At 68.3% G+C, this 23,285-nt stretch carries 19 protein-coding genes; 7 read left to right on the top strand and 12 right to left on the bottom strand.

From position 1 onward, the window contains the following. The first annotated feature begins 411 nt into the window (after nt 1-411). Genes AB0G52_RS06315 through AB0G52_RS06305 form a run of 3 tightly spaced genes read left to right on the top strand, consistent with a single transcriptional unit; the run spans nt 412 to nt 3,531 of the window. On the top strand, nt 412-1,170 hold the full coding sequence (locus tag AB0G52_RS06315) for an ABC transporter permease subunit (RefSeq protein WP_361334214.1): 759 nt from the start codon (nt 412-414) through the stop codon (nt 1,168-1,170). Then, complete coding sequence (gene mdlC, locus AB0G52_RS06310) at nt 1,167-2,774, top strand: benzoylformate decarboxylase (RefSeq protein ID WP_132886945.1); 1,608 nt, start codon at nt 1,167-1,169, stop codon at nt 2,772-2,774. The genes AB0G52_RS06315 and mdlC overlap by 4 nt, the downstream gene beginning before the upstream one ends. Before the next feature lie 4 nt (nt 2,775-2,778). Then, on the top strand, nt 2,779-3,531 hold the full coding sequence (locus AB0G52_RS06305; protein ID WP_132886946.1) for an ABC transporter ATP-binding protein: 753 nt from the start codon (nt 2,779-2,781) through the stop codon (nt 3,529-3,531). A 198-nt stretch (nt 3,532-3,729) separates the two neighbouring features. Here the strand turns inward: AB0G52_RS06305 and AB0G52_RS06300 are convergent, their stop codons facing one another. The 5 genes from AB0G52_RS06300 to AB0G52_RS06280 form a co-directional block, all read right to left on the bottom strand. Then, nucleotides 3,730-4,797 carry a MerR family transcriptional regulator gene (locus AB0G52_RS06300; RefSeq protein ID WP_132886947.1) on the bottom strand — a complete coding sequence of 356 codons (1,068 nt, stop codon included), beginning with the start codon at nt 4,795-4,797 and terminating at the stop codon, nt 3,730-3,732. Between the two features lie 698 nt (nt 4,798-5,495). Next, entirely contained in the window at nt 5,496-5,864 is a 369-nt protein-coding gene (locus AB0G52_RS06295; RefSeq protein ID WP_132886948.1) for a hypothetical protein, read from the bottom strand. 30 nt (nt 5,865-5,894) lie between these two features. Beyond that, a complete protein-coding gene (locus AB0G52_RS06290) occupies nt 5,895-12,401 on the bottom strand; it encodes a restriction endonuclease fold toxin (RefSeq protein ID WP_361334209.1) in 6,507 nt (2,168 codons plus the stop codon). 214 nt (nt 12,402-12,615) lie between these two features. Continuing rightward, nucleotides 12,616-16,254 (bottom strand): LamG domain-containing protein, encoded by a 3,639-nt coding sequence (locus AB0G52_RS06285; RefSeq protein WP_361334207.1) that lies wholly within the window; start codon nt 16,252-16,254, stop codon nt 12,616-12,618. 418 nt (nt 16,255-16,672) lie between these two features. Next, complete coding sequence (locus AB0G52_RS06280) at nt 16,673-16,957, bottom strand: hypothetical protein (protein ID WP_361334204.1); 285 nt, start codon at nt 16,955-16,957, stop codon at nt 16,673-16,675. Between the two features lie 230 nt (nt 16,958-17,187). Between AB0G52_RS06280 and AB0G52_RS06275 the strand changes: the two genes are divergently transcribed. Both AB0G52_RS06275 and AB0G52_RS06270 read left to right on the top strand, forming a co-directional pair. Further along, the gene (locus AB0G52_RS06275) at nt 17,188-17,349 is read left to right on the top strand and encodes a hypothetical protein (protein WP_165939244.1); all 162 of its coding nucleotides are present in this window, start codon (nt 17,188-17,190) and stop codon (nt 17,347-17,349) included. A 69-nt stretch (nt 17,350-17,418) separates the two neighbouring features. Continuing rightward, nucleotides 17,419-17,832, top strand: coding sequence for a hypothetical protein (locus AB0G52_RS06270; RefSeq protein ID WP_132886952.1), 414 nt, complete (start codon nt 17,419-17,421; stop codon nt 17,830-17,832). A gap of 21 nt (nt 17,833-17,853) precedes the next feature. On the opposite strand, the gene AB0G52_RS06265 is transcribed toward AB0G52_RS06270, so the two are convergent. Then, nucleotides 17,854-18,135, bottom strand: coding sequence for a hypothetical protein (locus AB0G52_RS06265; protein ID WP_132886953.1), 282 nt, complete (start codon nt 18,133-18,135; stop codon nt 17,854-17,856). Continuing rightward, nucleotides 18,132-18,359, bottom strand: a complete 228-nt coding sequence (locus tag AB0G52_RS06260) for a hypothetical protein (RefSeq protein ID WP_132886954.1) — start codon at nt 18,357-18,359, stop codon at nt 18,132-18,134. Before AB0G52_RS06260 ends, AB0G52_RS06265 begins: the two co-directional genes overlap by 4 nt. A gap of 128 nt (nt 18,360-18,487) precedes the next feature. On the opposite strand from AB0G52_RS06260, the gene AB0G52_RS06255 reads away from it, so the two are divergent. Together AB0G52_RS06255 and AB0G52_RS06250 are read left to right on the top strand one after the other, a co-directional pair. Continuing rightward, entirely contained in the window at nt 18,488-19,312 is an 825-nt protein-coding gene (locus AB0G52_RS06255; RefSeq protein ID WP_132886955.1) for a Scr1 family TA system antitoxin-like transcriptional regulator, read from the top strand. After that, nucleotides 19,299-19,526, top strand: a complete 228-nt coding sequence (locus AB0G52_RS06250) for a DUF397 domain-containing protein (RefSeq protein ID WP_132886956.1) — start codon at nt 19,299-19,301, stop codon at nt 19,524-19,526. Before AB0G52_RS06255 ends, AB0G52_RS06250 begins: the two co-directional genes overlap by 14 nt. Here AB0G52_RS06250 and AB0G52_RS06245 read toward each other — a convergent pair. The 5 genes from AB0G52_RS06245 to AB0G52_RS06225 form a co-directional block, all read right to left on the bottom strand. Beyond that, complete coding sequence (locus tag AB0G52_RS06245; RefSeq protein ID WP_361334199.1) at nt 19,516-20,277, bottom strand: HNH endonuclease; 762 nt, start codon at nt 20,275-20,277, stop codon at nt 19,516-19,518. The two genes, AB0G52_RS06250 and AB0G52_RS06245, sit on opposite strands and share 11 nt — an antisense overlap. Beyond that, nucleotides 20,274-21,686, bottom strand: coding sequence for an AAA family ATPase (locus tag AB0G52_RS06240; RefSeq protein ID WP_361334196.1), 1,413 nt, complete (start codon nt 21,684-21,686; stop codon nt 20,274-20,276). Before AB0G52_RS06240 ends, AB0G52_RS06245 begins: the two co-directional genes overlap by 4 nt. 28 nt (nt 21,687-21,714) lie before the next feature. Continuing rightward, nucleotides 21,715-22,107 carry a hypothetical protein gene (locus AB0G52_RS06235; RefSeq protein WP_132886958.1) on the bottom strand — a complete coding sequence of 131 codons (393 nt, stop codon included), beginning with the start codon at nt 22,105-22,107 and terminating at the stop codon, nt 21,715-21,717. Continuing rightward, entirely contained in the window at nt 22,104-22,385 is a 282-nt protein-coding gene (locus tag AB0G52_RS06230) for an Arc family DNA-binding protein (protein WP_132886959.1), read from the bottom strand. Before AB0G52_RS06230 ends, AB0G52_RS06235 begins: the two co-directional genes overlap by 4 nt. A gap of 80 nt (nt 22,386-22,465) precedes the next feature. Then, nucleotides 22,466-23,263 (bottom strand): sugar phosphate isomerase/epimerase family protein, encoded by a 798-nt coding sequence (locus tag AB0G52_RS06225; RefSeq protein WP_132887075.1) that lies wholly within the window; start codon nt 23,261-23,263, stop codon nt 22,466-22,468. Nucleotides 23,264-23,285 lie beyond the last annotated feature (22 nt).

The raw sequence follows: 23,285 nt of genomic DNA, 5'->3' as shown, positions 1-23,285 counted from the left end.
AGGGTCGGCCCAGAGCCGCAGCCGGAACCGACACCGAGGGTCGGCCCAGAGCCGCAGCCGGAACCGACACCGAGGGTCGGCCCAGAGCCGCAGCCGGAACCGACACCGAGGGTCGGCCCAGAGCCGCAGCCAGAGCCGACACCGAGGGTGGCCCCGGAGCCGCAGCCGACGCCGACACCGAGGGTCGGCCCAGAGCCGCAGCCGGAACCGACACCGAGGGTGGGCCCGGAGCCCGAGCCGCAGGCACAGCCAAAGCCGCAGGCACGACTTCGGCCACTGTCACGTCCGCACCGGTACTCCGACAAGCCGCCAGGCTCCGCGACCGGCCCGCCCCGGCCCGGCACCACCTCCGCCTCCGTCCACCTCGCCCTCCCCCTCCCCCTCCCTCTCCCCTTCCTGCTCCGCTGGTCCGTGTTCCTCGGGGTCGCCCTCTGCTGGGAGTGGGCGGCGCGGGCGCAGCGCAGCGTGTACTTCCCGCCGCCGCTGCGGATCGTCCGCCACGCGCACGACCTGTGGTTCTCCGGTCCGGCCTGCCACCTGTTCCTCAGCTCGGACGCCGTCGGCACCATCCTGCCGAGCCTCGGCCGGATGACGGCCGGGTTCGCGCTCGCCGCGGTCGCCGGAATCGCCCTGGGGATCGCGGTAGGGCGCTCACGCCGGGCGTACGCGCTGTGCAACCCGGTGCTCCAGTTCGCGCGGGCCGTGCCGCCGCCCGCGCTGGTGCCGGTGTTCGTCGTCGTCTTCGACGTCGGTACGCCCATGCAGGTCGCGTCGATCGTGTTCGGCGCCGTATGGCCGGTGCTGGTCAACTCGGCCGAGGGGGCCCGCGCCACCGACCCGCTGCGGCTTCAGGTGGCGGCCGTGCTGCGGCTGACGGCGGCCGAGCGGCTGTGGTTCCTGATCCTGCCCTCGGCGCTGCCCCGGATCTTTGCGGGGCTCCGGCTCAGCCTGTCGCTGAGCCTGATCCTGATGGTGTTCTCGGAGCTGCTGCCGGGCAGTGACGACGGCATCGGGTTCACGCTCACCGACGCCATGACGCGCTCCGACCTGCTCACGGTGTGGTCGGCTCTGCTGCTGCTCGGTGCCCTCGGGTACCTCCTCAACATCGGACTGCTGGCGGTCGAGAGACGACTCGTCGGCCCGGGATCCCCGGCCAGGAGGACGGCATGACGACACCCACGGTGCGCGAGGCGGTCGTACGGTTTCTGCGCGACACCGGCACGACCACGGTCTTCGGCAATCCGGGCTCCACGGAACTGCGTATGTTCCGCGACTGGCCCGCCGACTTCACCTATGTGCTGGGGTTGCAGGAGTCCGTCGTCGTCGGCATGGCGGCCGGGTACGCGCTCGGCACCCGGCGGGCCGCGTTCGTCAGCCTGCACTCGGCCGGTGGGGTGGGGCACGCGCTCGGCGCCGTCTTCAACGCCCACCGCGACCGGGTACCGCTGGTGATCGTGGCGGGTCAGCAGGCGCGCTCGCTGATCCAGCTGCGGCCGTTCCTCGGCGCCGACGAACCGGCCCTGTTCCCGCGCCCGTACGTGAAGTCCGCGCGCCAGCCCGAGCGCGCCGAGGACGTGCCGGCCGTGCTCGCCGAGGCGTACCGGGTCGCGATGGCGCCGCCGCGCGGCCCGGTGTTCGTGTCCGTGCCCGAGGACGACTGGGACCGGCCCGCGGAGCACGTCGCCCCCCGCGTGGTGCACTCCGGGTTCACGGCCGCCCCGGCCGCCCTCGACACGCTCGCCGCCCGGCTGGAGACCTGCGCGCGCCCGGCGCTCGTGGTGGGCCCCGGCGTGGACGACGAGGAGGCGCTGGCCCAGGTGCGGGCGCTGGCCGAACGGCTCCGGGCCGCGGTGTGGATCAGCCCGCTCTCCGGCCGTTCCGGCTTCCCGGAGTCGCATCCGCTGTTCCAGGGCTTCCTGCCGCCGCTCGCCCGCGCGCTGTCCGCACGTCTCGCGCCGTACGACGTGGTGGTGGCGCTCGGCGCGCCGGTGTTCACCTACCACGTGGCGGACGGCGGGCCGCCGCTCGCGCCCGGAACCGAGCTGTTCCACCTGGACTGCGACCCCGGCCAGGCCGCCTGGCTGCCCACCGGCACCAGCATCGTGACCACCCTGCGGCCCGCGCTGACCCGGCTCACCGAGCTGCTGAAGGAGACCGACCGCGATCCGCCGCCGCCCCGTCCGGTACCGCCCCCGGCCCCCGCCGACGGGGACATCACCCCGGAGCTGCTCTTCGACCTGCTGCGTGCCCGGCTGCCCCGCGACCGGGTGCTCGTGGAGGAGGCACCGAGCCACCGTGACGCGCTGCACGCGCGCGTGCCCGTCGCGTCGGGCGGCGGCTTCCTCACCACGGGCAGCGGCGCCCTCGGCTGGGGTCTGCCCCTCGCGGTGGGCCGGGCGCTCGCCGACCGGCGCCGGGTGGTGTGCGTGGTCGGGGACGGTTCGGCGATGTACTCGGTACAGGCGCTGTGGAGCGCGGCCCGCCACACGGCACCGGTCACCTACGTCCTGCTGGACAACGGCGGTTACGCGGCCGTCCGCGCGCTGGGTCGCCGGATCGGCCTCCCGGCCGTCCCGGGCACGGACATCAGGGGCATCGACTTCACGGCCCTGGCCGTGTCCCTCGGCTGCCCGGCGGCGCGCGCCGAACAGGCGGCGGACCTGCCGGCCGCCCTGGACCGGGCCCTGGGCCTGGACGACGACGCCGGCCCCTTCCTGCTGCACGTCGCGGTGACCGGCAGCGCGGGCACCCTGTACGAGCCCTGGGCCGGGTGAGGGGATGCTGCGCCTCGACTCCGTCGGCCGGCACTTCGGCGACCAGCACGTCCTGGACGGCATCAGCCTCACCGTGCCCCAGGGGCAACTGCTCAGCGTGGTCGGGCCGTCCGGCTGCGGGAAGTCCACGCTGCTGCGCACCATCGCCGGGCTGCTGCCCGTGCAGGAGGGCACGGTCACGGTCGACGGGACACCGGTGACCGGTGTGCCGGAGCGGCTCGCGGTCGTCTTCCAGGAGTACGGCCGCTCGCTGCTGCCCTGGCTCACCGTCCGCGACAACGTGGCCCTGCCGCTGCGCCGCCGGGGCCTGTCCCGTGCCGCCCGCCGGGCCGAGGCCGAGACCATCCTCGAACGGGTCGGCCTGCCCGGGGTCGCCCGGCGCCGGCCGCGCGAGCTGTCCGGCGGCATGCAGCAGCGCGTCGCCATCGCCCGCGCCCTGGTCCCCCGCCCGTCCCTGCTGCTCATGGACGAGCCGTTCGGCTCGCTCGACGCGGGCACCCGCGAGGACCTGGAGGACCTGCTCCTGGAGGTGCACCAGGCCGACGACACGACCATCGTGTTCGTCACCCACGACATCGACGAGAGCGTGTACGTGGGTGACCGCGTCGTCGTCCTCTCCCCCGGCCCCGGCTCCCGGGTCGTACGGGACCTGCCGGTCACCCTGCCGGGCGAGCGGGACCAGATCACCACCCGCGGCTCGGCCGCCTTCGCGGCACTGCGCACGGAGGTGGGACGGGCGGTACGGGGCATGCCCTGACGGAAGCGGCCGGGACATGCTTCGAGGGGGGCCGGTCCGTCGACCGGCCCCCCTCGGCTTTCCCCTCCGGATCAGAACCCCCGCGATCCCCCCGGATCCCCCTCCGAAAGTCCTGACGCCACGTATGACAGGCGGGGAAGGGGGAGGGTTGTACGGGAGTTCAAGATTTTTCCCGCGGTGACTGCGTGGCGCGTACGGTCAGTTCTCCAGGCGGACCGGCATCACCATCGAGAAGGCGTCCTCGTCGTCGGGGCGGCGGATCACGATCGGCGCCGTGGGTGCTCCGAACTCCAGGATCAGTCGGTCCCGGGCGCCTGCGGCCAGCGCCGCCAGCAGGAACTCACGGTTGACGGCGACACGATCCGGGTCGTCGTCGCCGTCGGCGCAGAGGACCACCGAACCGCCGTCCGCCACCCTGAGCACGCTGAGGTCGGCCGCCCCGGCCTCTGCGGAGCGCACGGGACCGGTCTCCAGAGCCTGCCGGAAGCCCGCCACCTCGACGACGGCGCGGCGTTCGCCGGCCCGCGGCAGGAGCCGACGGTAGTCGGGGAAGTCGTGGTCCAGGCACCGGCCGGCCGCCTGCCTGTCCCCGGCCTCCAGGGTCACGTGGTCACCGTCGAGAGACAGCAGTACCGGTGCCTCGCCGTCCAGCAGCGCCCGCATCGCGTCGACGAGCGCAGTGGCCACGACGACCTGCACGCGGCTCCCCTCGTGCCCGCCGACACCGGCCCGCGCGACCGCCATGCGGTACCGGTCGGTGGCCACGGCGTGCAGGTGGTCGCCCTCGATGTCGAACAGGACCCCGGCGAGCATCGGCAGCTCGGGGTCGGTGCTCGCCGCGAAACGAACGGCGTCCAGCGCGGCGGCCAGCTCCGGCGCGGCGACGGACAGGCGGACGGTGTCGGTGCGAAGCGAAGTCATGACGTTCTCCCGTTGATCGAGTAGGGCTCGGAGCGCGGAGAACTCACCACGGGCATCGGACAGCCCCTGTTCGAGACGGCGCAGGTGCGCCCGGAGCAGTTCCCGGACCAGATCGGTGTCGGCGCCGGCCCAACTGGCCAGCACCAGCCGGATGTCCGCCAGCGGCATCCCGGCCCTGCGCAGGCGGGCCAGCAGCCGGGCCTCCGCCAGCTGCTCGGGCTCGTACCAGCGGTAGCCGCTCACGGGATCCACCCAGGCCGGGACCAGCACCCCGGCACGGTCGTAGAACCGCAGGGCACTGACGCCCAGGCCGCTGTCGCGGGCCATCTCCCCGATGCTGCGCATGTCGCTCTCCACACCCGGCACTCTGGGCCCTGCACAAGGTCGAGGGTCAACCCCGAGTCAGTCACACCGCGACAGCGGTGCGCCTCTCACCCGTCCGGGGGCCAACCACGGGCCAAAAGGTGCTCCGCGAGGAAGTCGGCGGCATGGTCCAGCAGGCCGTCCGCCATGCCGAGGTTCAGGCTCTCGATCTGATCCGCGAGTCGTGGGCTCTGCGCGACGTCAAACCCGGACCCCTGGTCAGGGAGTGGCGATGACTCTTAGAAGGTTGGCCTTGGTCGGATCTCATCGGTGCCTTCCTCGTAGTTGTTGGTGATGTACGCCTTCTCGGTGCCGGACGCGGACGACGTTCGCGTGAGCTGTTCGATATTGGACTCGTTGGCGTGCTGCCGAATCAACGCTGGCAGAGTCCGCAGCGACATCCCCGACGCCAGGCGCCAGATCCGCAGGCGCGTACCCCCACTCTTCTCACGGAGCCGTTCGGCGGTCTGCTGTCCAGCCCGACAGCACGGCACTGCGGCCGTAACGCGCCGGCACGGCCACCCAGTTGCGGGATCCTTTTCCCATGAGTCTCTCCATTGAGGGCGAGTCCACCCGGCTCGCCCTCCCTCGCCAGCTCACCAGGAGGTCAGTTGATCGGGAGCATCATCGATGACCTCGCAGCACCGCATGTACGCGATCAACAAGTTCATGGACAACTCCTAAGAGGGGCCCAAGTACTGATGCCGTTCGTCACCAGGAAACGCATGAACCCCTTTGTCGCGAATCTGCCACTCGGTCAACCCTTCGAGCTCATGCGTGAGCATGAATAGTCCCTGGACATCGGCGTCAGCCTCATCCGAGGGCGGCAGGATAGCCATTTCTGCCAGCTGGTCACGCAGCCAGGACACGTCCCCTTCTTGAATGTCACCGCCGTAAAAAACGTATGACGTCCAATTGAACGGACGAGCCGGAAACCCCCACCCGCCGGAATAGTGCTCGTCAGCGCTCTTCGCGATGATTTCCTTCACCATGGAAAGCTGAGCTTGGTCGCATTCCAGCCAACCTCGCACGGATACATAAACGGCCACGATTCCGCCACCTTTCGGCACCGTTCTCACTTATGGAACGACCAGAGGTTCAGTGTCGATCACCGCCGGCATCTGGTAGCGCTGAGTATATCTCCTGATGGCATCGGCGACTCCTGGCCCTGGGGGGCCATCAAACTGGAAGTACGGCACACGTCCGGTATTTTTGGCCATTTGGAACGTGGCCGCAGCCTGCTTTCTGAACGCCTTCCCCAGGACAAAATTCGCAGGCTTCGCCTGAGCCACATATGTATCGCTCACAGCATCGAATTCCCTGCCCGCAGGGTCGTTCTCGAACTTTACCCTTGATTCGCCCCCGAGACGATCGGCCAACGCGTCAGCTGAGGCATCCGGCTTGTTGACCTTGACCAGGTTTCCCATACCGCCGTTCGCAGAAGGAGCCGAGCCAGAGGAGTCACCGCTGGCTTCAGACAGTGCCTTGTTGAGGCCGTTGTCGATGCGGTTGATGCCGTCCGCTGCGCCCATCGCACCGGCGCCTGCGATGGCCATGCCGCCTGCTGCTGCCGGGGCGCCGATGACGCAGCCGGCGACGGTGGTGCAGATCATGGCTCCGCCGACAGCTATCTCGCCGCCGAGATTCATCGCGAAGATGCTCAGGGCTGTCTCGAAGCCGCCGGTCAGGACGTCGGTGTTGGTGAGGATGGCTGTGCCGTAGTTGATGGTCGTGTCCACGGCGCTGGACACCCAGTGCAGGAGCCCGCTGCCGCCTCCGCCGCCGCTACTGCCGCTGCTCTTCTTCGTGCTGCCGGTGTTGCTCGTGGCTGCGGTCCCGCCGTTGGCTCGGCCGGTCGAGGGGTCGTATCCGACCTCCTTCTGTGTCTTCTTGTCGCAGTACTTGAGGTCGTACTGGCAGGAGTTGGGCCTTGAGCCGATTTCGGTGCCGGTGGGGTCGGCGAAGGTGGTGGGGTTGTTGTTGCCGTAGGTGTAACCGTTGAGGGACTGGTGCTGGTCAAGGCTGAGGAGCGGGTCGACGCTGATGAAGCGCCCGATGACCGGGTCGTAGTCGCGGGCTCCGATGTGGACGAGGCCGGAGGAGGAGTCGGCGGACTTGCCGAGGAAGGTCTTGTCGTCCGGCCAAGTTCCGGTACCACCGGTGCGTGATGCGCCGAAGGGGGTCGTGTAGCGCTTGGTCACTGCCTGGGTGGTGGCGTCCAGGGACAGGGTCGCGGTGCCGTGCTGGTCCGCGGCCAGGTAGGAGAGGGTGGAGGTGCCGGATTTGTTGGTGCGGACCGCGATGGTGGTGGATCCGGCGGAGTAGTAGCGCTGGGCCCAGTACTTGGTGGTGGATGTGCTGGTGTCCAGGTGGACTTCGGTGGCGCCGAGGTAGAGGACGCTCTCGCCTGCGGTGTTGCGGCGGATGAGGAGGTTGCCGTCTGCGTCGTAGATGTATCCGGTGGTGCTGGTGCCCTCCACCAGTTTGTTCAGTCGGCTTTCGTTGTCCCAGGCAAGCGACTGTGAGGAGGTGCCGTCTCGGCGGGTGGTGGTGTTACCGGTGTCGTCGTAGCCGTAGGTGGCGGTGACTCCGGTGCAGCTGCTGCCGGTGGTGGCGGCGGCGAGCTGGTGGGGCTTGGTGGTGCTGTAGCAGTAGGTCTTCGTGGTGGTGGCGCTGGTGGTGTGAGTGGTCTCGGTCTTGCGGAGACCGGAGTCGGTGTAGGTGTACGAGGTCCAGTACGGGCTGGCGCCGCCGAGGTGGGCGGTGGTGCGGTTGCTGGTGGCGCAGTCGGCGGTGGACGGGGTCCAGGCGTTGGTCAGGCGGCGGTAGCCGTCATAGGTGAAGCACTGGTTGTCGGCCGCGCCCGTGCCACCCAGGGTGGTGGGGTCGCTGATCGCGGTGACGTTGCCGGCGGCGTCGTAGGTGTAGTTGAGGTCCTGCAATTGGTAGCTGTGGGTCTGGTCGGTGACCGAGGACTCCTTCAGCCGGTCGGTGCCTTCCTCGTACTTGTTGGTGATGTACGCCTTCTTGGTGCTGGAGGCGGACGACGTTCCCAGGGTGAGCTGTTCCGTCTGGCCCAGAGCGGAGTAGCTGGCGCCCAGCAGGTAGCCGGTGGAGCCGGTGACAGCGGTGGGCAGCCCCAGGCTGTTGTAGTCGTTACTGATCGTCTCGGCGCCGAGGCCGCCGGCCGTGGGTTCGGAGGTGTACTGCTGGGTTCCGTCGAGGTTGTAGTACGTGGAGAACGTGAGTGTCGAGGACGAGAGCGCGTGGGACGTGACAAGGCTGTCGTCTGCGGGCAGGACCAGTTGCGTGGTGGTCGCGCGGTAGAGGTTGTCGTACGCGGTGACCTGCTTGGTGTAGGCACTGCCGGAGACTCCACCGACATAGCGGGTGGAGGAGTCCAGCTGGCCCTTGGCCAAGGTGTCGTAGGCGTAGTGGGTGAGCTTGTTGGCGTCGACCTGTTCCTCCAGTGTGGAGGTCAGATCGGCGTTGGAGGCGGCGCTCCAAGTGTCGGTGGTGCGGCCGAGGACGTCGTAGGCGAAGACGGTGACGCGTCCCGCGCCGTCCTTGGTCCAGGAGGGCTGATCGAGGTTGGTGTAGCCGGTGGTGGCTGTGCCCTTGTCGGGGTCGGTGGCGGAAATCTGGCGCCCGAAAAGGTCGTAGATGTAGGACCAGTTGCCGTCAGGACCGGTGATCGTGGACTGCTTGCCGTCGCGGGTGTAGGTGTACGCGGTGGAGGTGTAGGCGGCACCGGTGGTGGCCCCGTAGGCGGTGTCGGCCGGTGAGGTGCCGGAGTACTCGCGGCGTTCCACTGTCCGGCCCTGAGCGTCGGTGATGGTCCGTACCGCCGAGCCCCCGGTGACGGCGGTGGTGGCGGTGGAGTCACCGGTGTAGGTGCTGGACGTCGACCACTTCTGCATGCCGTAGACGAGCAGAGTGTTCGACGTGGGGCGCTCGGCACCGTCGAAGACGACCTCGGTCTGCTTGGGCGCCTCGCCGTACTCCGCCCGCGTGTAGGTGCCGGACGGGGTCGCCGTCGAGTCGAAGATGTCCGCGAACGTCTCGTACGCCAGGCCGCGGCTGTCGTACCGGGTGTCCGTCAGCAGCCTCCCCCCGACGGCGGTCGGCGACTGCGTCTGGAGGGTGCGCAGCATGGAGTCGTAGAGGGTGTAGATGGTGTTGTACGTAGTGCCGTCGGCCTTGAGCGTCGACACCGACGTCCAGGACGGGGCGTCATTGGTGACCGAGTAGGCGTAGGTGTAGTTGGCGCTCTGCGACAACGAGTGGGAGCGGTTGGGCAGCCAGGTGGCGGTCTTGCGGCCCAGTGCGTCGTAGGTGCTCTCGGTAATTTTGTTGTTGACGTCGTAGACCTTGGTGGGCGTGCCCCGGGCGTAGTCGGCGTAGGTGTAGATCGTCTGGGACTTGGGGTTGGTGACCTTGGTCCTGGTCAGCGGGCCGGCTGCGGTGGGGGTGTAGGCCGTGGTGGTGGTGTTGCTTCCGGCGTCGGTCGAGGTGAGGACGCGGCCGAGTGTGTCGTACGTCAGCTTGGACTGCGTCTGCCAGGAGCTCGGGGTGCGCTCGCCGCTGGTGGCCGTGGCTGGGTAGGCGGAGGCGCGGCCGGTCCAGGTGATCTCGCCCTTGGTCGGTGTCTGGGATGTGGTCCAGGCGGTGGCGGTGGTGTCGTCGTAGACGGTGGCTGTGTCAGAGAGGACGTCGCCGCGGCTGGCGAAGGAGGTCGGCAGGGCTAGGGAGGTCTCGGTGACCGAGCACGCCCGGCCAACCTTGCGGGTACGGGAGACCAGGGAGTTGATACCCAGAGTGTCGTTGCGCGCGTACCAAGTTCGGGTGCAGGTCTCGTCGCCGGTGACGGAGGTGTCGCCCTCGTCGTAGACCTTGGTGGGCATGCCGTAGTCGTCGAAGTCGGTGGTCGAGGTGGCGCTGGTACGCCATTTCGCCGTGGCGGTGAGATAGGTGTGGGTGTAGGTCTTCGCGGTGCGGACGTAGTACGCCTCGGTGTCGGCGTACGACTTGTGCTGGGTGGCTGTCTTCTTCAGCCAGGGGTCGTTGACCTTGACCGTCACGGGTGTGGAGCCGTTGTAGGTGATCTGTTCGCGCAGTTGGCCTGCGTACGGGTCGCTGTCGGTCTGGTCGGCCACGTCCAGGCCGGTGAAGTCGATTCCGGCGACGGAGACGGACCGTGTCGTGCCGTCTTTCTGCTTGTCGCCGTTCATGCCCTGCAGGTACAGCGACACCGTCTTGGACTGGGTGCCGTCGGAGTCGCCGGTGATGTCGGTGACCTTGCCGTAGCCGCGCCAGATGGACCAGGTGCGCTCGTCCGCCGGAGTGATCGGGTCGTCGTTGTAGTGCCAGGCCGGGGCGGAATAGCTGTAGGCGTGCTCGACCGCGAGGTTCTGGCCGGTCGGGTCGGAGGAGAGGACCGCCGTCACGCGGTATTTATGGAACCAGTCGATCGACGATTCGCTGGCGCCGTTGATGTGCCAGTAGCTCGGATAGCAGCTCTTGGTGTCGTTGTCCTCGGCGGCCGGCATATTGGAGCCGCGTACGCATTCCGGGTCGGACAGGGTGACGGTGGTGATCGCGCCCGTCTCGGACGTCACCGTCTCGATGCGCGGGCGGGTCAGCGGAAGGATGTCGTCGGAGTTGGAGTCGACCCGGTTGACCCGCATCTGGTAGCCGAAAGTGACCGGATCCAGGGCGATGTCGGTGCCGTTCTTGCCGGTGTGCTTGATGGACTTCAGCACCAGCGTCTGGTCGGATGTGTCACCGATGTCACCGCCGTCCAAGAACGCCTGGGTCAGCGCCCAGGAATCGACGGCGGTGAAGGCGCTGGAGGCGGCCGACCAGGCGTAGGTATCGATGCCTGTCAGGCGCTTGCGGGTGAAGAACGCCGGGCTCTTGGCGTCGCAGTCCGCGTCCTTGGCGCAGATGGAGTCGTAGGGCACGTCCGGCCAGTTGTCCGCGGTGGAGTCCTTCAGCGACGAGCAGTCGGCGGCGGTGCAGCGCTCGTCGTAGGAAAAGGTGACCTTGTCCGAGGTGACCCCGCTGAACAGGCTGTCCTTGTTCTGCCCGTAAAGAATCTTGGTGAGGTAACCGCCCCGGGTGTACGCGGTGGTGGCGGTGGTGGCGCCGTTCTTGGCGTAGTAGTTGGTCTCGGCGGTGTACCAGTAGGTCATGGCGTTGCCGACCGGGTCCTGGACGTAGTCCAGGTTCCAGCGCCAGGCTTGGGTGAGGGAGCGGCCGGAGAAGGAGTCGCCCTGGTCGTAGCCGGGCTCGCCGGCGTCGTCGCCGTAGACCGGGACCGTCCATACGGAGTTGGTCCGCTCGGTGTCGGCACCGCTCAGCTTGTTGAGGCCGAAGACGTACTTCGTGCCGTCACCGGTGACGACCGTCCAGTACTCGCCGTCGTTGTCGCCGTTGTCGGCTCCGGTGGAGTGAGTGACCGTGGAGGCGTCGTCGTCGCTGAGCCGCCATACGCCGGTGGTGTCGTCCTTGACCAGTTCGCTGGACTTGCCGTTGAGGACGAGCGAGGCGTTGTCGTACTTCCAGCACTGGTCGTACTTGGCGTCCTGGCCGTCGTCGTCACAGGCACCGTAGGAGCGCTCGACGTAGGAGGATGTGATGTCGAAGCCCTCGCCGACCTGGGTGGACTGGTTGTTCGTGGACGCCGTCTTGCCGTCCGAGCTGCCAGAGTCGTACGAGAGCGAAAGTGTCGGGGAGGGACCGGCCGCGGCCGGGGGCGTGCTCAGCGGGTAGGACCAGGTGAACGCACCGGAGGAGCCGCCTGCTTCCCAGCTGGAGGATGACGAGAGGGGCGAGGCGGAGTAGTTGCCCGAGCCGGAGGCGGACTCGCCGGCGGCAGCGGTCACCGCGAGGACGGTGGCCGAGGACGTGGCGGCAGACACCGTCGAGGCGCTCTTCAGGCTCGTGGGGGCGGTCGAAGTGGAGGCTAGGCCGACCTCGGCCGAGACGGACTGGCCGGAAATGTCGTTGTGCGAAGCGAGCGGGGTTCGCACCCGGCACGCCGCCTTCTTCGGCGTGGTCAGTACGCAAGCGGGCAACCGAACCAGCTTCAGGCGGCCGGACCATCCACCACCGTACGCGGACGCGAACGCAGAGTAGTCCACGCTCACGTCTGCCTCGCCGGGACTGGCGGCGGCCACGGTGAGGAGAATCCCCTTGATGCCGGCCGCCTGGGCGGCCTTGTGGCCCAGGACGTGCACCCGCGCCTGGCCGGCGGCGGCGTCCTTGCCAGCGGACCGGGTGATCGTCACAGGCAGTTCGCCGGCGGTGAGCTTTGCCTTTCCGCGTGCCGGGATCCGTCCTGTGTCCTCGGCCGCTGCGGGCCAGGTCGTCTTCTGTTCCACCAATGCCTGCCTGGCCTGGGCGGCGTTGGCTGCCTTGGCCTTGGCGACCGTGGCGCGAGCCTTCTTGGCTCCCAGCCCGGTCACCGTCCGGACCTTGCTCACGCGCTGCTCGGCCACCTCGGGCTTGCCGAGGCCGCCCGTCGCGGCAGCGGCGACCGGTGTCAAGGCGGCCGGGACGGTCAGGGCCAGGGAGAGGGTCACCACTAGCGGCGCCCAGCGGGCTGGTATTCGGGAACGCACGAAACCCCCAGGTGAAGAAGGATCGGGAAAGACCGAGAGCGGGGCGGAGCAGTTGCGGCAGGCGGCAACGCCGCTGCGTGACTGGGCCGGTGGTGGCACGGGCCGCAACCCGTGTGATGGTGAATGGGGGTGGGAGGCGACTGCCGCCGCCCACCCCAGGTGATGTAGTGCGGGATCAGTCCCCGATGGTGTTGGCGATCTGGTCCTGGCTGGCCATGGCACCGGCCCAGACACGGATGTCGGTGATGGATCCGGGGAGGTAGTGGCCCCAGGAGGAGCCCACGAAACCCTTGCCGACCGCGAAGTCACCGGATCCGACGACGGCCGTGTAGACGGTGTCGTCACCGTTCTGGTTGAGCCCGAGATAGAGACTGATCGTGCCGGACTGAGCGTCGTACACTCCGGTCATACGCACCGGACTGCCCAGCGTGGCCGCGTCGTTGGAAGTGACGCCGGTGAAAGTGCCGTCCGCGTTGAGGCGCCCGAAGTGCCACAGGCCGACGGGCACTGTCGTCTCCGTCTCCGGATCGTCCTTGATGTTCTTCAGCTCGTACCAGAAGCCCCAGGCGGAACCGTCGGCGCTGCGCTGTCCGATCACCTGAGCCGTGTAGCCCGGGCTCTTGGCCAGGAGCGCGTCGCTGTCCAGCTGTACGGCAGTGGTCACGGTGAACGAACCGGTCTCGTCCACCAACGGCCCGGAGGCCGTGGCTGCGTCGTCCGTTCCGTCGAGCACGATCCCCTCACCGTCGAGGGACGCGCCGCCCGACAGGGTGAGCGAGCGACCGTAACCGGAGTCGGTGTCCGCGAGGGTGGTGTCGGCGGCGTCGGCCGGATTCCAGGAGGCCACCAGTTCGGCTCCCACATAGCCGGTGGAATTCAGCAGCCGTGCGTCCTGGGAAAGCAGGTCATCGCCGAGTTTCACCTGCCAGGCCCGGACCTCGTCGATCTGGCCACCGAAGTAATCGGTGGGAGATCCAGCTGTGTAGAGGGTCCTGCCGATCATGAAACTTCCGTTGGCAGCCGTGGGCTGCCCGGTGTCCAGCACGACGGGGGAACCCTGGGGCTTGCCGTTGACATACAGCTGGATGGTGTTGGCGTCCGAGTCGTAGACGCCGGCCAGATGGGTCCACACCCCGAACGGAATAGACGTCTGGTTGGCGTACGACCGGACGATGTGCGAGGTTCCGGCCGAGTCACGCCAGTGCCAGTTGAAGATCCAGCCCTTGTAGGAGGTGGAGTAGTAGAGCGAGAACCCCGACGCGGTGGCATCTGCGCTCACCTGCGATACAACGGCGTAGTTGTGTGCCGGGGCCGAGGCTATACGGGCCCAGGCCGACACCGTGTAAGAAGCCCGTGTCTCCAGCACTGCCCCAGAGGTGGCCGCGTAGCCGGCGGAGCCGTCGAGAGTCAGCCCGGTGTCGGTCACCGGGGTGGCGAGATCATTGCCACTGACGTCCTTGGTGATGACGCCGCGCCGGCCGCGTCCGTCACGGGAGATGCCCGAAGCAGAGAGCGTGGCGTTGTCCTGGTTGGCCGTCACCGTCGTCGAGGTGTCGATCGCGGCACCGCTGGGCTCATCGAAATGCCACTGCCCGACCGGGCCCGGACCCTCGGCAACCACGAAATCGATCGCGTTCTGGGCACCCCAGCCGATCGTGTCCTTGGCGCGCACGAAGATGGTGTAGGTACCTGATGTGGTCGGGGTGAGGTTAGTGGTCACCGTCGAGCCGGCGATCGCGGAGGACCAGGAGGTCTCGGTGGAGAGCTTGTACTGGTAGGCGGTGTTGGTGTCCCCGGAGTGGGGGGTGAAGATAAAGGTCGCTTTGGTGCCAGGACCACCGCCCGGTACGCAGGCGTTGGTCGTGCACCGGGAGTAGGGGCTGGCCACCGCGATACCGGGAGCCTTCGGACGGGTCGAGTCGACTTTGAAGTAGCACCAACTGTTGGTGGAGGCGTTGGATGCTGAGGAGAGGTGGCTGGCGTAGTTGTTGTAGTACGAGCGCGTCCAGGAGCGGTATCGGTACAGGGTGCCGTCGGTCAGCGTCGGTGTGGTCGCGTAGAGCTTGTCGTTGTCCGAGGCGTGACCGCTCGTGGGTCGTTCCATCTCATCGACAGCCTGGGACCAGGAGTCGCTGCTGGCCGTGTACTTGTCAAGGTCGAAGGCCGCGCGTAGCAGGGCGTCGTCCTCTCCGCCCTTGGCAGTCTGCACGGTTGCCGTCAGCTGCGGAGTCGGGTCCGAGACGATCAGTGGGTCACTCTGCTTCGTCTCGCACTGGGTGCCATCCCCCGTGACCAGGCCGATCGAAGTGGGCTTGGCCGGGATACCGACGAAATTCACGACCAGCACCGCGTCGTCGTCGAACCGCTTCCAGCCATTGGGGTCGGACTCGTCGTGAGCCTTCAGCATCAAGGTGAGACGGGAGATGTCACCGGCGGCGAACTTCTTCACCGTCGAGGTGAGGTTCTCGTTGCTCTCGGTGGGGTTGTCGTTGAACTCGATCGCCTTGTCCGGCTGGCTCGGATCGCACGCGGAGCCCCGGCCTGCCGAGACGTACCGGTCGACCATCAGATCCCAGTTCTTCGTCGGGCCCGGCCACGTCGTGGACGACGAGATGTTACCGGTGCGGACCAGGTCCACCCAGGATGGCTCACAGGACATCGAGAACCGCTCGGTGACCTTGAAGGTGGCATCCAGCACCTGCTTGCCCGCCAGCTGGCTCGGCGAGAACTCGAAGTACATCCGGTTCTTGTAACCCGAACCGCAGTAGTAGGCGTAGCCGCCGGTCACGTAGGTACCGCAGTAGCCGACGCCCTTACCATCGTCGCCACCGGAGAAGTTGTAGAACTTGTCCCCGTCGGACGACAGCAATGTGCGCTCGGACTCGCCCCACGACACATCCGGGTCGATGTACAGCGGGTAGACCGTGCCCGCGCCGGTCAGCAGGTCCGCGTCCGGCTCCACTGTGACCGAGTCCGTGTCGGTCGACACGGGCAGCACCACAGAAGTGTCGCCGTCGCTCGGACCTGCCGCGGGGTCCGCCGATGTCTCACCGGAGCCGTCCTCGGCCGGCGTCTCCTGAGCTACCAGGGATGCATCGCTCACTGCCGTCGAGCTGAACGAAGCCCGCGATGCGGTCGCCGTTGAGGCGGTCCCCGACGAGGCGGTCGCATCGCCCGCGGAGTCCCACATCTGTGCGGCCGGGGCGCGGAAGACCGTGTTGCCGTCGGCGTCCACTGCCGAAAGGCCACCGCCTCCGTCCCGCACGGTGAGCCCATCGGCCCGCATGGAGAAGTCGAGCTTTTTCAACTCCGGGTTGGTGGCGGCCTTCGAGTTCTTGACCACCAGCACCTGTCGAATGCCCTCGACGGTAGCCGTCATCCGCAGGTCCACGCCCGGCAGTACGTCCGCGTACAGCGCGGACGCACCATCCAGCGTCGGCTGCGGAAGATTCCCCGGCCAGCCCAACGACATGGACGCCCCGCCCTTGGACAGCTTCACTAGAGCGTCGCCATCGCCACCGTCGGACAGCGAGATACCCAACACCGCGGCCTTCGGTCCGATCGAACCATCCGCTCGCCGTTCCAGCGTCGCGTCCGGTGCCGCCCACGAACCGTCAGCGAGCCTGGCCCGCACGGGAACCGCCGACTGCACCAGCTTGAACGTCAAGCCGTCAGGATTCGCATAGGTGGTCGAGTACTCGGTGCGCTGGCCCACCACCTCGACCTGCTCGCCGGACTCCGCTGCCTGCGCCGAGGCGGCCTGCGCCTCCGACATCCCATCCGCGTGAGCCGCCGGCGCCGAGACGACCGCCACTGGGAGCCCTGCCAATACTGCCGTTGCCACCACACCTGAGAGAACTCGTCTCACGCCCCGCCTGTCGTGTTCGGCGGAACTACTGTGCCCTCCATGCGCACCGGCATGGCGGCGCCCCCCACCCCACCCCATAGCCCCCACCCTACTTTTATAAGATCTTTACGAAGTGAAGATCTAAGTCGACGCACTGTAACGAGTCAACACTTTTGGGCTATCGAAATTGTCAGGGGCATATCATGGCTTGAATCAACCCATCGACCACTGACCTTGGTTCGCGCTTGCCGTGCACACCGATCTGCGGCGCCGGGACCAGCACACCTGCGTGGTCGTAGAACCACAGGGCCCTTACACCCAGACCGCTGTGGCGGGCCATCTCTCCGATGCTGCGCATGTCGCATCGAGGGTCAACCCGGCCGAGTCAGTCGTCACGCGGCAGCCGTATTTGGCGTGAATACACCGGCGGTATGCCTTCTTCGGGGGCGGGCTCCTCGTAGCACTCAAGACGCAGATCGCCATATAGGTCGTCCAGTTCGCCAGGTGCTGCCTCCAGCAAGGCGTGGGCCCACGCCTCGAGGGACGCGTTCTTCAGCGCACCGTGCGGGACCTGATGGACCGGCTCGGGACCCATCACCTGCCACCCCGACGAGCCGTCCGCGCGGAACAGCAGCCGCCACCAGTACGGCTGCCAGGGGGGCTTCTTCAACGCGGACCGACTCCACCGTCTACCTGGTGGCGCTTCCACCGGTCAGCGATCGTTCCACCGTCTGGGGCCTCCCGCATGCGGTCAGCACGATCACGAGCTCAACGTGCCGTTGATCACGGGGACTTGAGTCGGGGAGATTGTCGAGGCAGTGGCGCGGCCGACGGAATCCGCGCGCGACGCAGGGGGCGACGGCAGTGACAAGGACACCCGGCGCGGTTTCGGTCTTGGTCGTGGGCATCGCGTTTCTGGCGTCGGCGTGCGGCGGTGGCGGTGGCGGTGGCGGCACGAAGGCGGAGCCGTTCTCCGCCTCCACCGCGACCTCCACTGCTCCTGCCACCCCCACGGTCGCCGTACACCCCGTCGCGACGGACGCCTCCGACCTCTGGGGGTAATGCTTCCCGCACGGCCCCGCCACGTTTCTGACAGGCCAGCCTGCGTACCGGGGCAAGGGGCCGCATCCCGTGCTCCTCGCCACCGCGGACCCGGCGCCGCTGTCCGTCAACGCGAGCCCGGTCCCGTCCCCGGGCGAGACGCCGACCGCGCCGGCCTACGACACGTACCACCCCGATCCGGCGAAGACACAGCTCATCGCCTGCGTCGCCAACGAGGAGACGGGCAAACCAGTGACGACCTGCAGTTACTTGGGCGGCTACGTCCGCTACCACAGGCAGGGCCACTACAAGATCACGGTGTACGAGCCGAGGACCGGCCGCAAGCTCGGCACCACGAAGGTGCTGGGGGAAACCCAGTACACGTGCATGGCCCAGGTGTCGTTCTTCCAGGGAGAGCCCAAGTCGAAGATGCTGTGGCTGGATCCGTCCCTCCTGGCGTACCGAAAGGCCCTGGCTCCCTGGGTGAACGCGGTGAAATCGTAGTCGCGGCCCGGTGGAGGTGGCTCAGCCCAGGGGATCGCACGGCAGCCGTGCGCCCCTGCTCTCGGCGACGCGTTTGACGTCCCGCAAGGACTCGGTCAACCGCGTGGCGAGGTAGCGCAGTTCGTCACGGGCCACATGGTGCTCCGCGAGGAGGGCGGCGGCGTGCTCGAGCAGGCCGTCCGCCATGCCCAGGTGCAGGCTCTCGATCTGATCCGCGAGCCGGGAGACATGGCCCTCGCCATCGCCGAGGAGGTAGTACGGCTTGCCGTCCGCACCGGTCCAGGGAAGCAGGCGCCCGTTCATACGTAGGTCTCCACGTGGTCGAGATAGGGGCGGACGAGCGGGCTGTCCTCGCCACGCAAGGGGGCTTCGCCCCTGCGGTACGTCGTCGGGCGGCCGACGTACGGGCACGAGTAAGGGCACATGTACGGGAGCGGTACGACCGGCCGCCTCCTGCGCCGGCGTCCGCGGGCGGGCAGGACGAGCCGGAGCAACGGCTCGACCAGCCGGGCCAGGAGATATGTCATGCCGACCTGCCTTCTCATCTGCGGTGACTTCGCTGTGTGGCGATTCCCTCACAGAGTGGGGTCGAGGATGGCTACGCTTCCAGAGGCGGGGACTTGACAGAGCCCTTGTCAGGACGGGAGTTGGCCGCATGAGCGAGCGCCAGAAGCCGCGGACGCAACGGGAGAAGTACGGGGAGGAGCTGAGACTGCGGCGCGTCGCGGCCGGTCTCCCCCAGGAGGGGCTGGGCGAACTGGTCGTGTGCTCCCCCACGTTGATCAGCCACTTCGAGGCGGGAAGGCGGCTGCCGAAGTCCGACGACGCGCGCCGGATCGACCGGGCCCTCAAGACGGACGGGTTCTTCGCGCGGTGGCTGGAGGATCTGGACTCGAAGTACAACGACTACTTCGCCGCCGTGGCCGAGCTGGAGCAACAGGCCACGCTCATCCAGCAGTTCGCGCTGTCCCTGGTTCCCGGCGTGTTCCAGACCGAGGACTACGCGAGCGCCCTCTTCCGCGCGTACCGGCCGACCTATACGGCTGAGGAACTTGACGAGTTCCTCGTCAACCGAACAAAACGCCGCCGCATCCTCGACGCCCCCGAGCAGCCGGTCATCTGGACGCTGCTCGACGAGTCGGTGCTACGGCGCCGCGTCGGTGGCTCCCATGTGATGGCCGTACAGCTGCACAAGATCGCGGACATGGCAGAGGCAGGTCGCCTGCGGCTCCATGTGCTTCCGTACGGTTTGGGCGCACATGCCCTCCTGCAGAGCTACCTCACACTCATGGGTTTCGAGGATTCCGCCCCCGTGGCTTACGTCGAGGGCTTCCTCACCGGCAACTTGATGGATGATCCGGCGCTGGTGAGAGCCAGCCAGACGGCCTACGCTCTGGCCCTGAGCGATGCGATGTCGCAGCAGCAGTCACTTGTCGCCGTCAGAGCGGCAGCGGAGGATCACGCACATGGCGAGCATTGAACACACCGTCTCCGATTCGTCCACGTTCACCGGGTGGTACAAGTCCAGCTACAGCGGAGGCACCAACGACGACTGCCTGGAAGTCGCCCGCGGCCACGCCGTCGTCCCCGTCCGTGACAGCAAGGCGGGACCCACCGGCCCGGCGTTGGTCTTCTCCTGCGACGGCTGGGCCGCGTTCGTCGGGGCCGTGCGGGACGGGCATATCAGTAGCTGACGCCCCTGGAATGCTGGAACGCGGTCCGCAGTTCGGGGTCGCGGAGGAGGTCGAGGGTCTCCTCCTCCCCGACGAACAGAGCGTCGGCCGCCGGATGGCCTGACTGGTGGAACATGGTGACCAGTACGTCGACGAGGGGACGGTCCCAGGCGACGCGGACGATCTCCGCCGCCTTGTCACGTTGCCCCTTGTCCACGGCTATGCGCCACAGTTCGACGGAGTGCCTGGCCGTCGCGTAGGCGTCCCTGCGTCCCTTGACCAGGACCGATCTTTCGTTGAGGCCGAACACCTCGATACAGGCCCGTCCCCGCTCGGTCAGGCCGCGGTACTCGCCGAGCGGGAGCACCAGCCGCAGGTGGTCCAGGGGGTCGTCGGTCGTCGGGTCGACGAGCAGGGGGCTGCCGTCGACCGCGGTGGGGAAGCGGTTGCGCTTCTGGTTGCTGTTGCAGAACGAGCAGGCCAGCAGGTGGTTGAGCCAGTCGAAGGTACGCAGCGGCGCGAGGCTCTTCGGCTCGAAGTGGTCGATGTCCGTACCCTGACTGTCACCGCAGTACATGCAGCGCTCGTGGCCGGGAGCCATCTCCGCGAGTCCCCTGAGGAGTGCGGGGCGGACCTGCCGGCGGTTCGCCCAGAGATTCTTCGCCCTGTCCTTGCGTTCCTTCTCCGTGGTCTGCTGCCGGATGTCGTCGGTGTAGTCCTTGAGCAGTTCCGCCGTACCCGCCGACAGGACCGCACGCCGAAGCCGGATCACTCCTCTCCGTCCATCGGGCCCCTGGTGATCTCCTCCCCGATCCGGCGGAGGTGCGCGCTCACCTCGTCCACTCTGGCCGACGGCGAGCTGGTGAGCCGCTGCTTCAGCTCCCGGTAGCGGTCGAGAGACTCCCGTGACGAGGCTCCGTCGTAGATCTCCGCCTCCAACTCCACGAACTCGGCCCTCGCCTGTTCGGCCCGCTCGGAGTAGGGCGTGTCGAGACCGAAGAGGTCGGAGAGGACGGCGTCGTCGCCGCTGCCGTACACCACCCGGTCGTACAGGTCCTGGTCGACGACCTCGGGCGGGCGAGCCTCGTCCACGCCCGGCAGCCGGATCAGGCCGCCAGGGTCGGCGGCCTGGCAGATGTAGGGGCTGTGCGTGGTGACGATGAACTGGATGCGCGGGAAGTGGGCGGTCAGCCAGGGGCCGATGCGGCGCTGCCAGGAGACGTGCAGATGGGCGTCGATCTCGTCGATGATGACGACGCCGGGTGTCATCAGCGCGATCGGCCCGCCTCCGGCTTTCCATGGACCGGGAGCCCACAGGTCGTCGCCGAACACGTCGTGCAACTGCTTGAGGATGTCGACGACGAGCGCCGCCACCGTGCGGAACCCGTCACTCATCTCCCGCAGGGGGAAGCGGCTGTCGTGCCGCTCGACCCACAGCCCCTCGGAGTCGACGTCATCGATCCGGTACCCGTCCGGCAGCAGTCCGTCCCCGAGCAGCGCCAGCGCGAACGTCTTCAGTCCCCGGGCACCCCCTCTGCCTTCCAGCGCTCGCAGATGCTGTTCGATCAGCCAGGCGACGCCTTCGGCAAGGGAGGCGTCCTCGTGGAAGAGACTCGTGTGCCTGGCCACGGGTCCGGACGCCAGCATCAGCCGTTGCACCTCGCCCGAGCCGCCGGCCATCCGCCGGAACGGCCCGTAGGCCGCGGAGAACCAGCCCGCGGGATTGTCGGCCCAGGGACCACGGCGGGCGATACTGGTCTGCGCCTTGGTGTACCTGATCTCGTCGAGCCCGGACTGGACGCCCCGGCGGACCGGAACTCTGCCCGCCATACCGTCGCGGGGCGTTTTCCAACGAAGCCCGGCCCGGAAGGCGTGGGCCGGCGGGCGGCCCTGCGAGAACCGGTCGTGCTGGGTGTCACGGCTGATCTCGACCTCGACCTGACCGGCCGTACGCTCTTCCGTCACCCAGTTCTCGAACTGGGGCACCAGACTCCGGGCCACCGCCGGTCCGGTGAGCGCCAGCGCCACGGCCCGCAGCAACGTCGTCTTGCCCGAGCCGTTGCGCCCGGCGAGCACCGTCCATCCGGCGTGGCTGCCGTCGGGGCGGGTCAGGGTGAGGTCGATCTCGCGGGGGCCGTAGAAGGACTTGATGTCCTTCACGATGATCCGGCTGACGTACATGAGAATCGATCCTACGGTCGGGCGGCCCTCAGCGGTTCAGGTCCATGACCCCGATGCCGAGTCCTTCGTAGGGCTCGGGTGCCACGGAGGCGATCAGGCCGCCCGTGGGGAGCGTCCGGTTCGGCCGCGCGGTGTGCAGGGCGGCGGAGACACCGATATCGACGCCCGCGCGGAGCAGTTCGGCGACGGTGACCGCCATGGAGTAGTCGTCCTCGACGATGTGGAGGACGTCTACCAGCACACCCACGTGGTCGACGATGCCGGCGCGTCGGCGCTCGGCTTCCAGAAGACACAGGACAGGCACCCACAGACGCAGGTCGTCACTGGCGGCGGCGGCATGGATCAGGCCGGAGACCTGCTTGTCGCCTCCCATCGCCAGGAGGGTGGGGGTGTCGAGGACGTAGTGCTCGGTCCAGCTCAAGGGTTCGGCTCCGGTTCGGCCGAGGCGGCACGGTGAGCGGCGGCGGCCTCCCGCATCTTGCGCCGCATCTCGGCGGACTCCTCGTCCGAGACGTAGTGCCCGAAGCGCTCGGCGAGCAGCGCGCGCGTGCGGTCGGCCCGCTCCCTGATCTGCTCGGCGGTCAGCGTCTGAGCGGCTATGTCCTGCATGAGGGCACGGAGGCTGGTCCCCCGCGCCTCGGCCACGGCGGCCAGCTGGTCACGGACTTCGGCGGGCACACGGATCATGACGTCGGACATGCGTCGAGTATACGGCACGTATACGTCGCCGTGCGGCGGCGGCCGGAGAACGGGTCCGCTTCTTCGGCCGCCTCGCTGAACTACGCCGCGTGTGTCAAGAACCTCTCCGCCGTCTCCCTGAGGACCTCGCGGCCGTCTCGGGCCCACAAGCCTTCGTTGAAGAGTTCGACCTCGATGGGGCCGGTGTAGCCGGCCGCCTCCACGTAGCCCTTCCACTCGCGCATGTCGATCGCGCCGTCGCCGATCTGGCCCCGGCCGTTGAGGACGCCTTCCGGCAACGGGGTGGTCCAGTCGGCGAGTTGGAAGGTGTGGATACGGCCGCCCGCGCCGGCGCGGGCGATCTGGGCGGGGGCCTGGTCGTCCCACCAGATGTGGTACGTGTCGACGGTGACGCCGACCTGGTGGGCGGGGAAGCGCTCCGCGAGGTCCAGGGCCTGGGTGAGGGTGGAGACCACGCAGCGGTCGGCGGCGTACATCGGGTGCAGGGGTTCGACGGCCAGCCGGACGCCGTGCTCCTCGGCGTAGGGGCCGAGGACGGACAGGGCGTCGGCGATGCGTTCGCGGGCGCCGTGCAGGTCCTTGGAGCCCGCCGGGAGACCGCCGGAGACCAGCACCAGCACCTCGGTGCCGAGGGTCGCGGCCTCCTCGACGGCGCGGCGGTTGTCGGCCAGGGCCGCCGCGCGGTCGTCCGGGTCGATCGCCGTGAGGAAGCCGCCCCGGCACAGGGTGGTCACCGTCAGGCCCGCCTCGCGGACCAGTTTGGCGGTCGCGTCGACGCCGTACGACTGCACCGGTGCGCGCCACAGGCCCACGCCGGGGACGCCCAGTTCCAGGCAGGCGTCGACCAGTTCGGGCAGTGACAGCTGCTTGACGGTCATCTGGTTGATCGAGAAGCGGGAC

It is taken from the genome of Streptomyces sp. NPDC021562 (genome assembly GCF_040640875.1).
In the GTDB taxonomy this organism is placed as follows: domain Bacteria; phylum Actinomycetota; class Actinomycetes; order Streptomycetales; family Streptomycetaceae; genus Streptomyces.
Note: the sequence above shows the minus strand (reverse complement) of the source record. Positions and strands in the feature narration are given on the sequence as shown.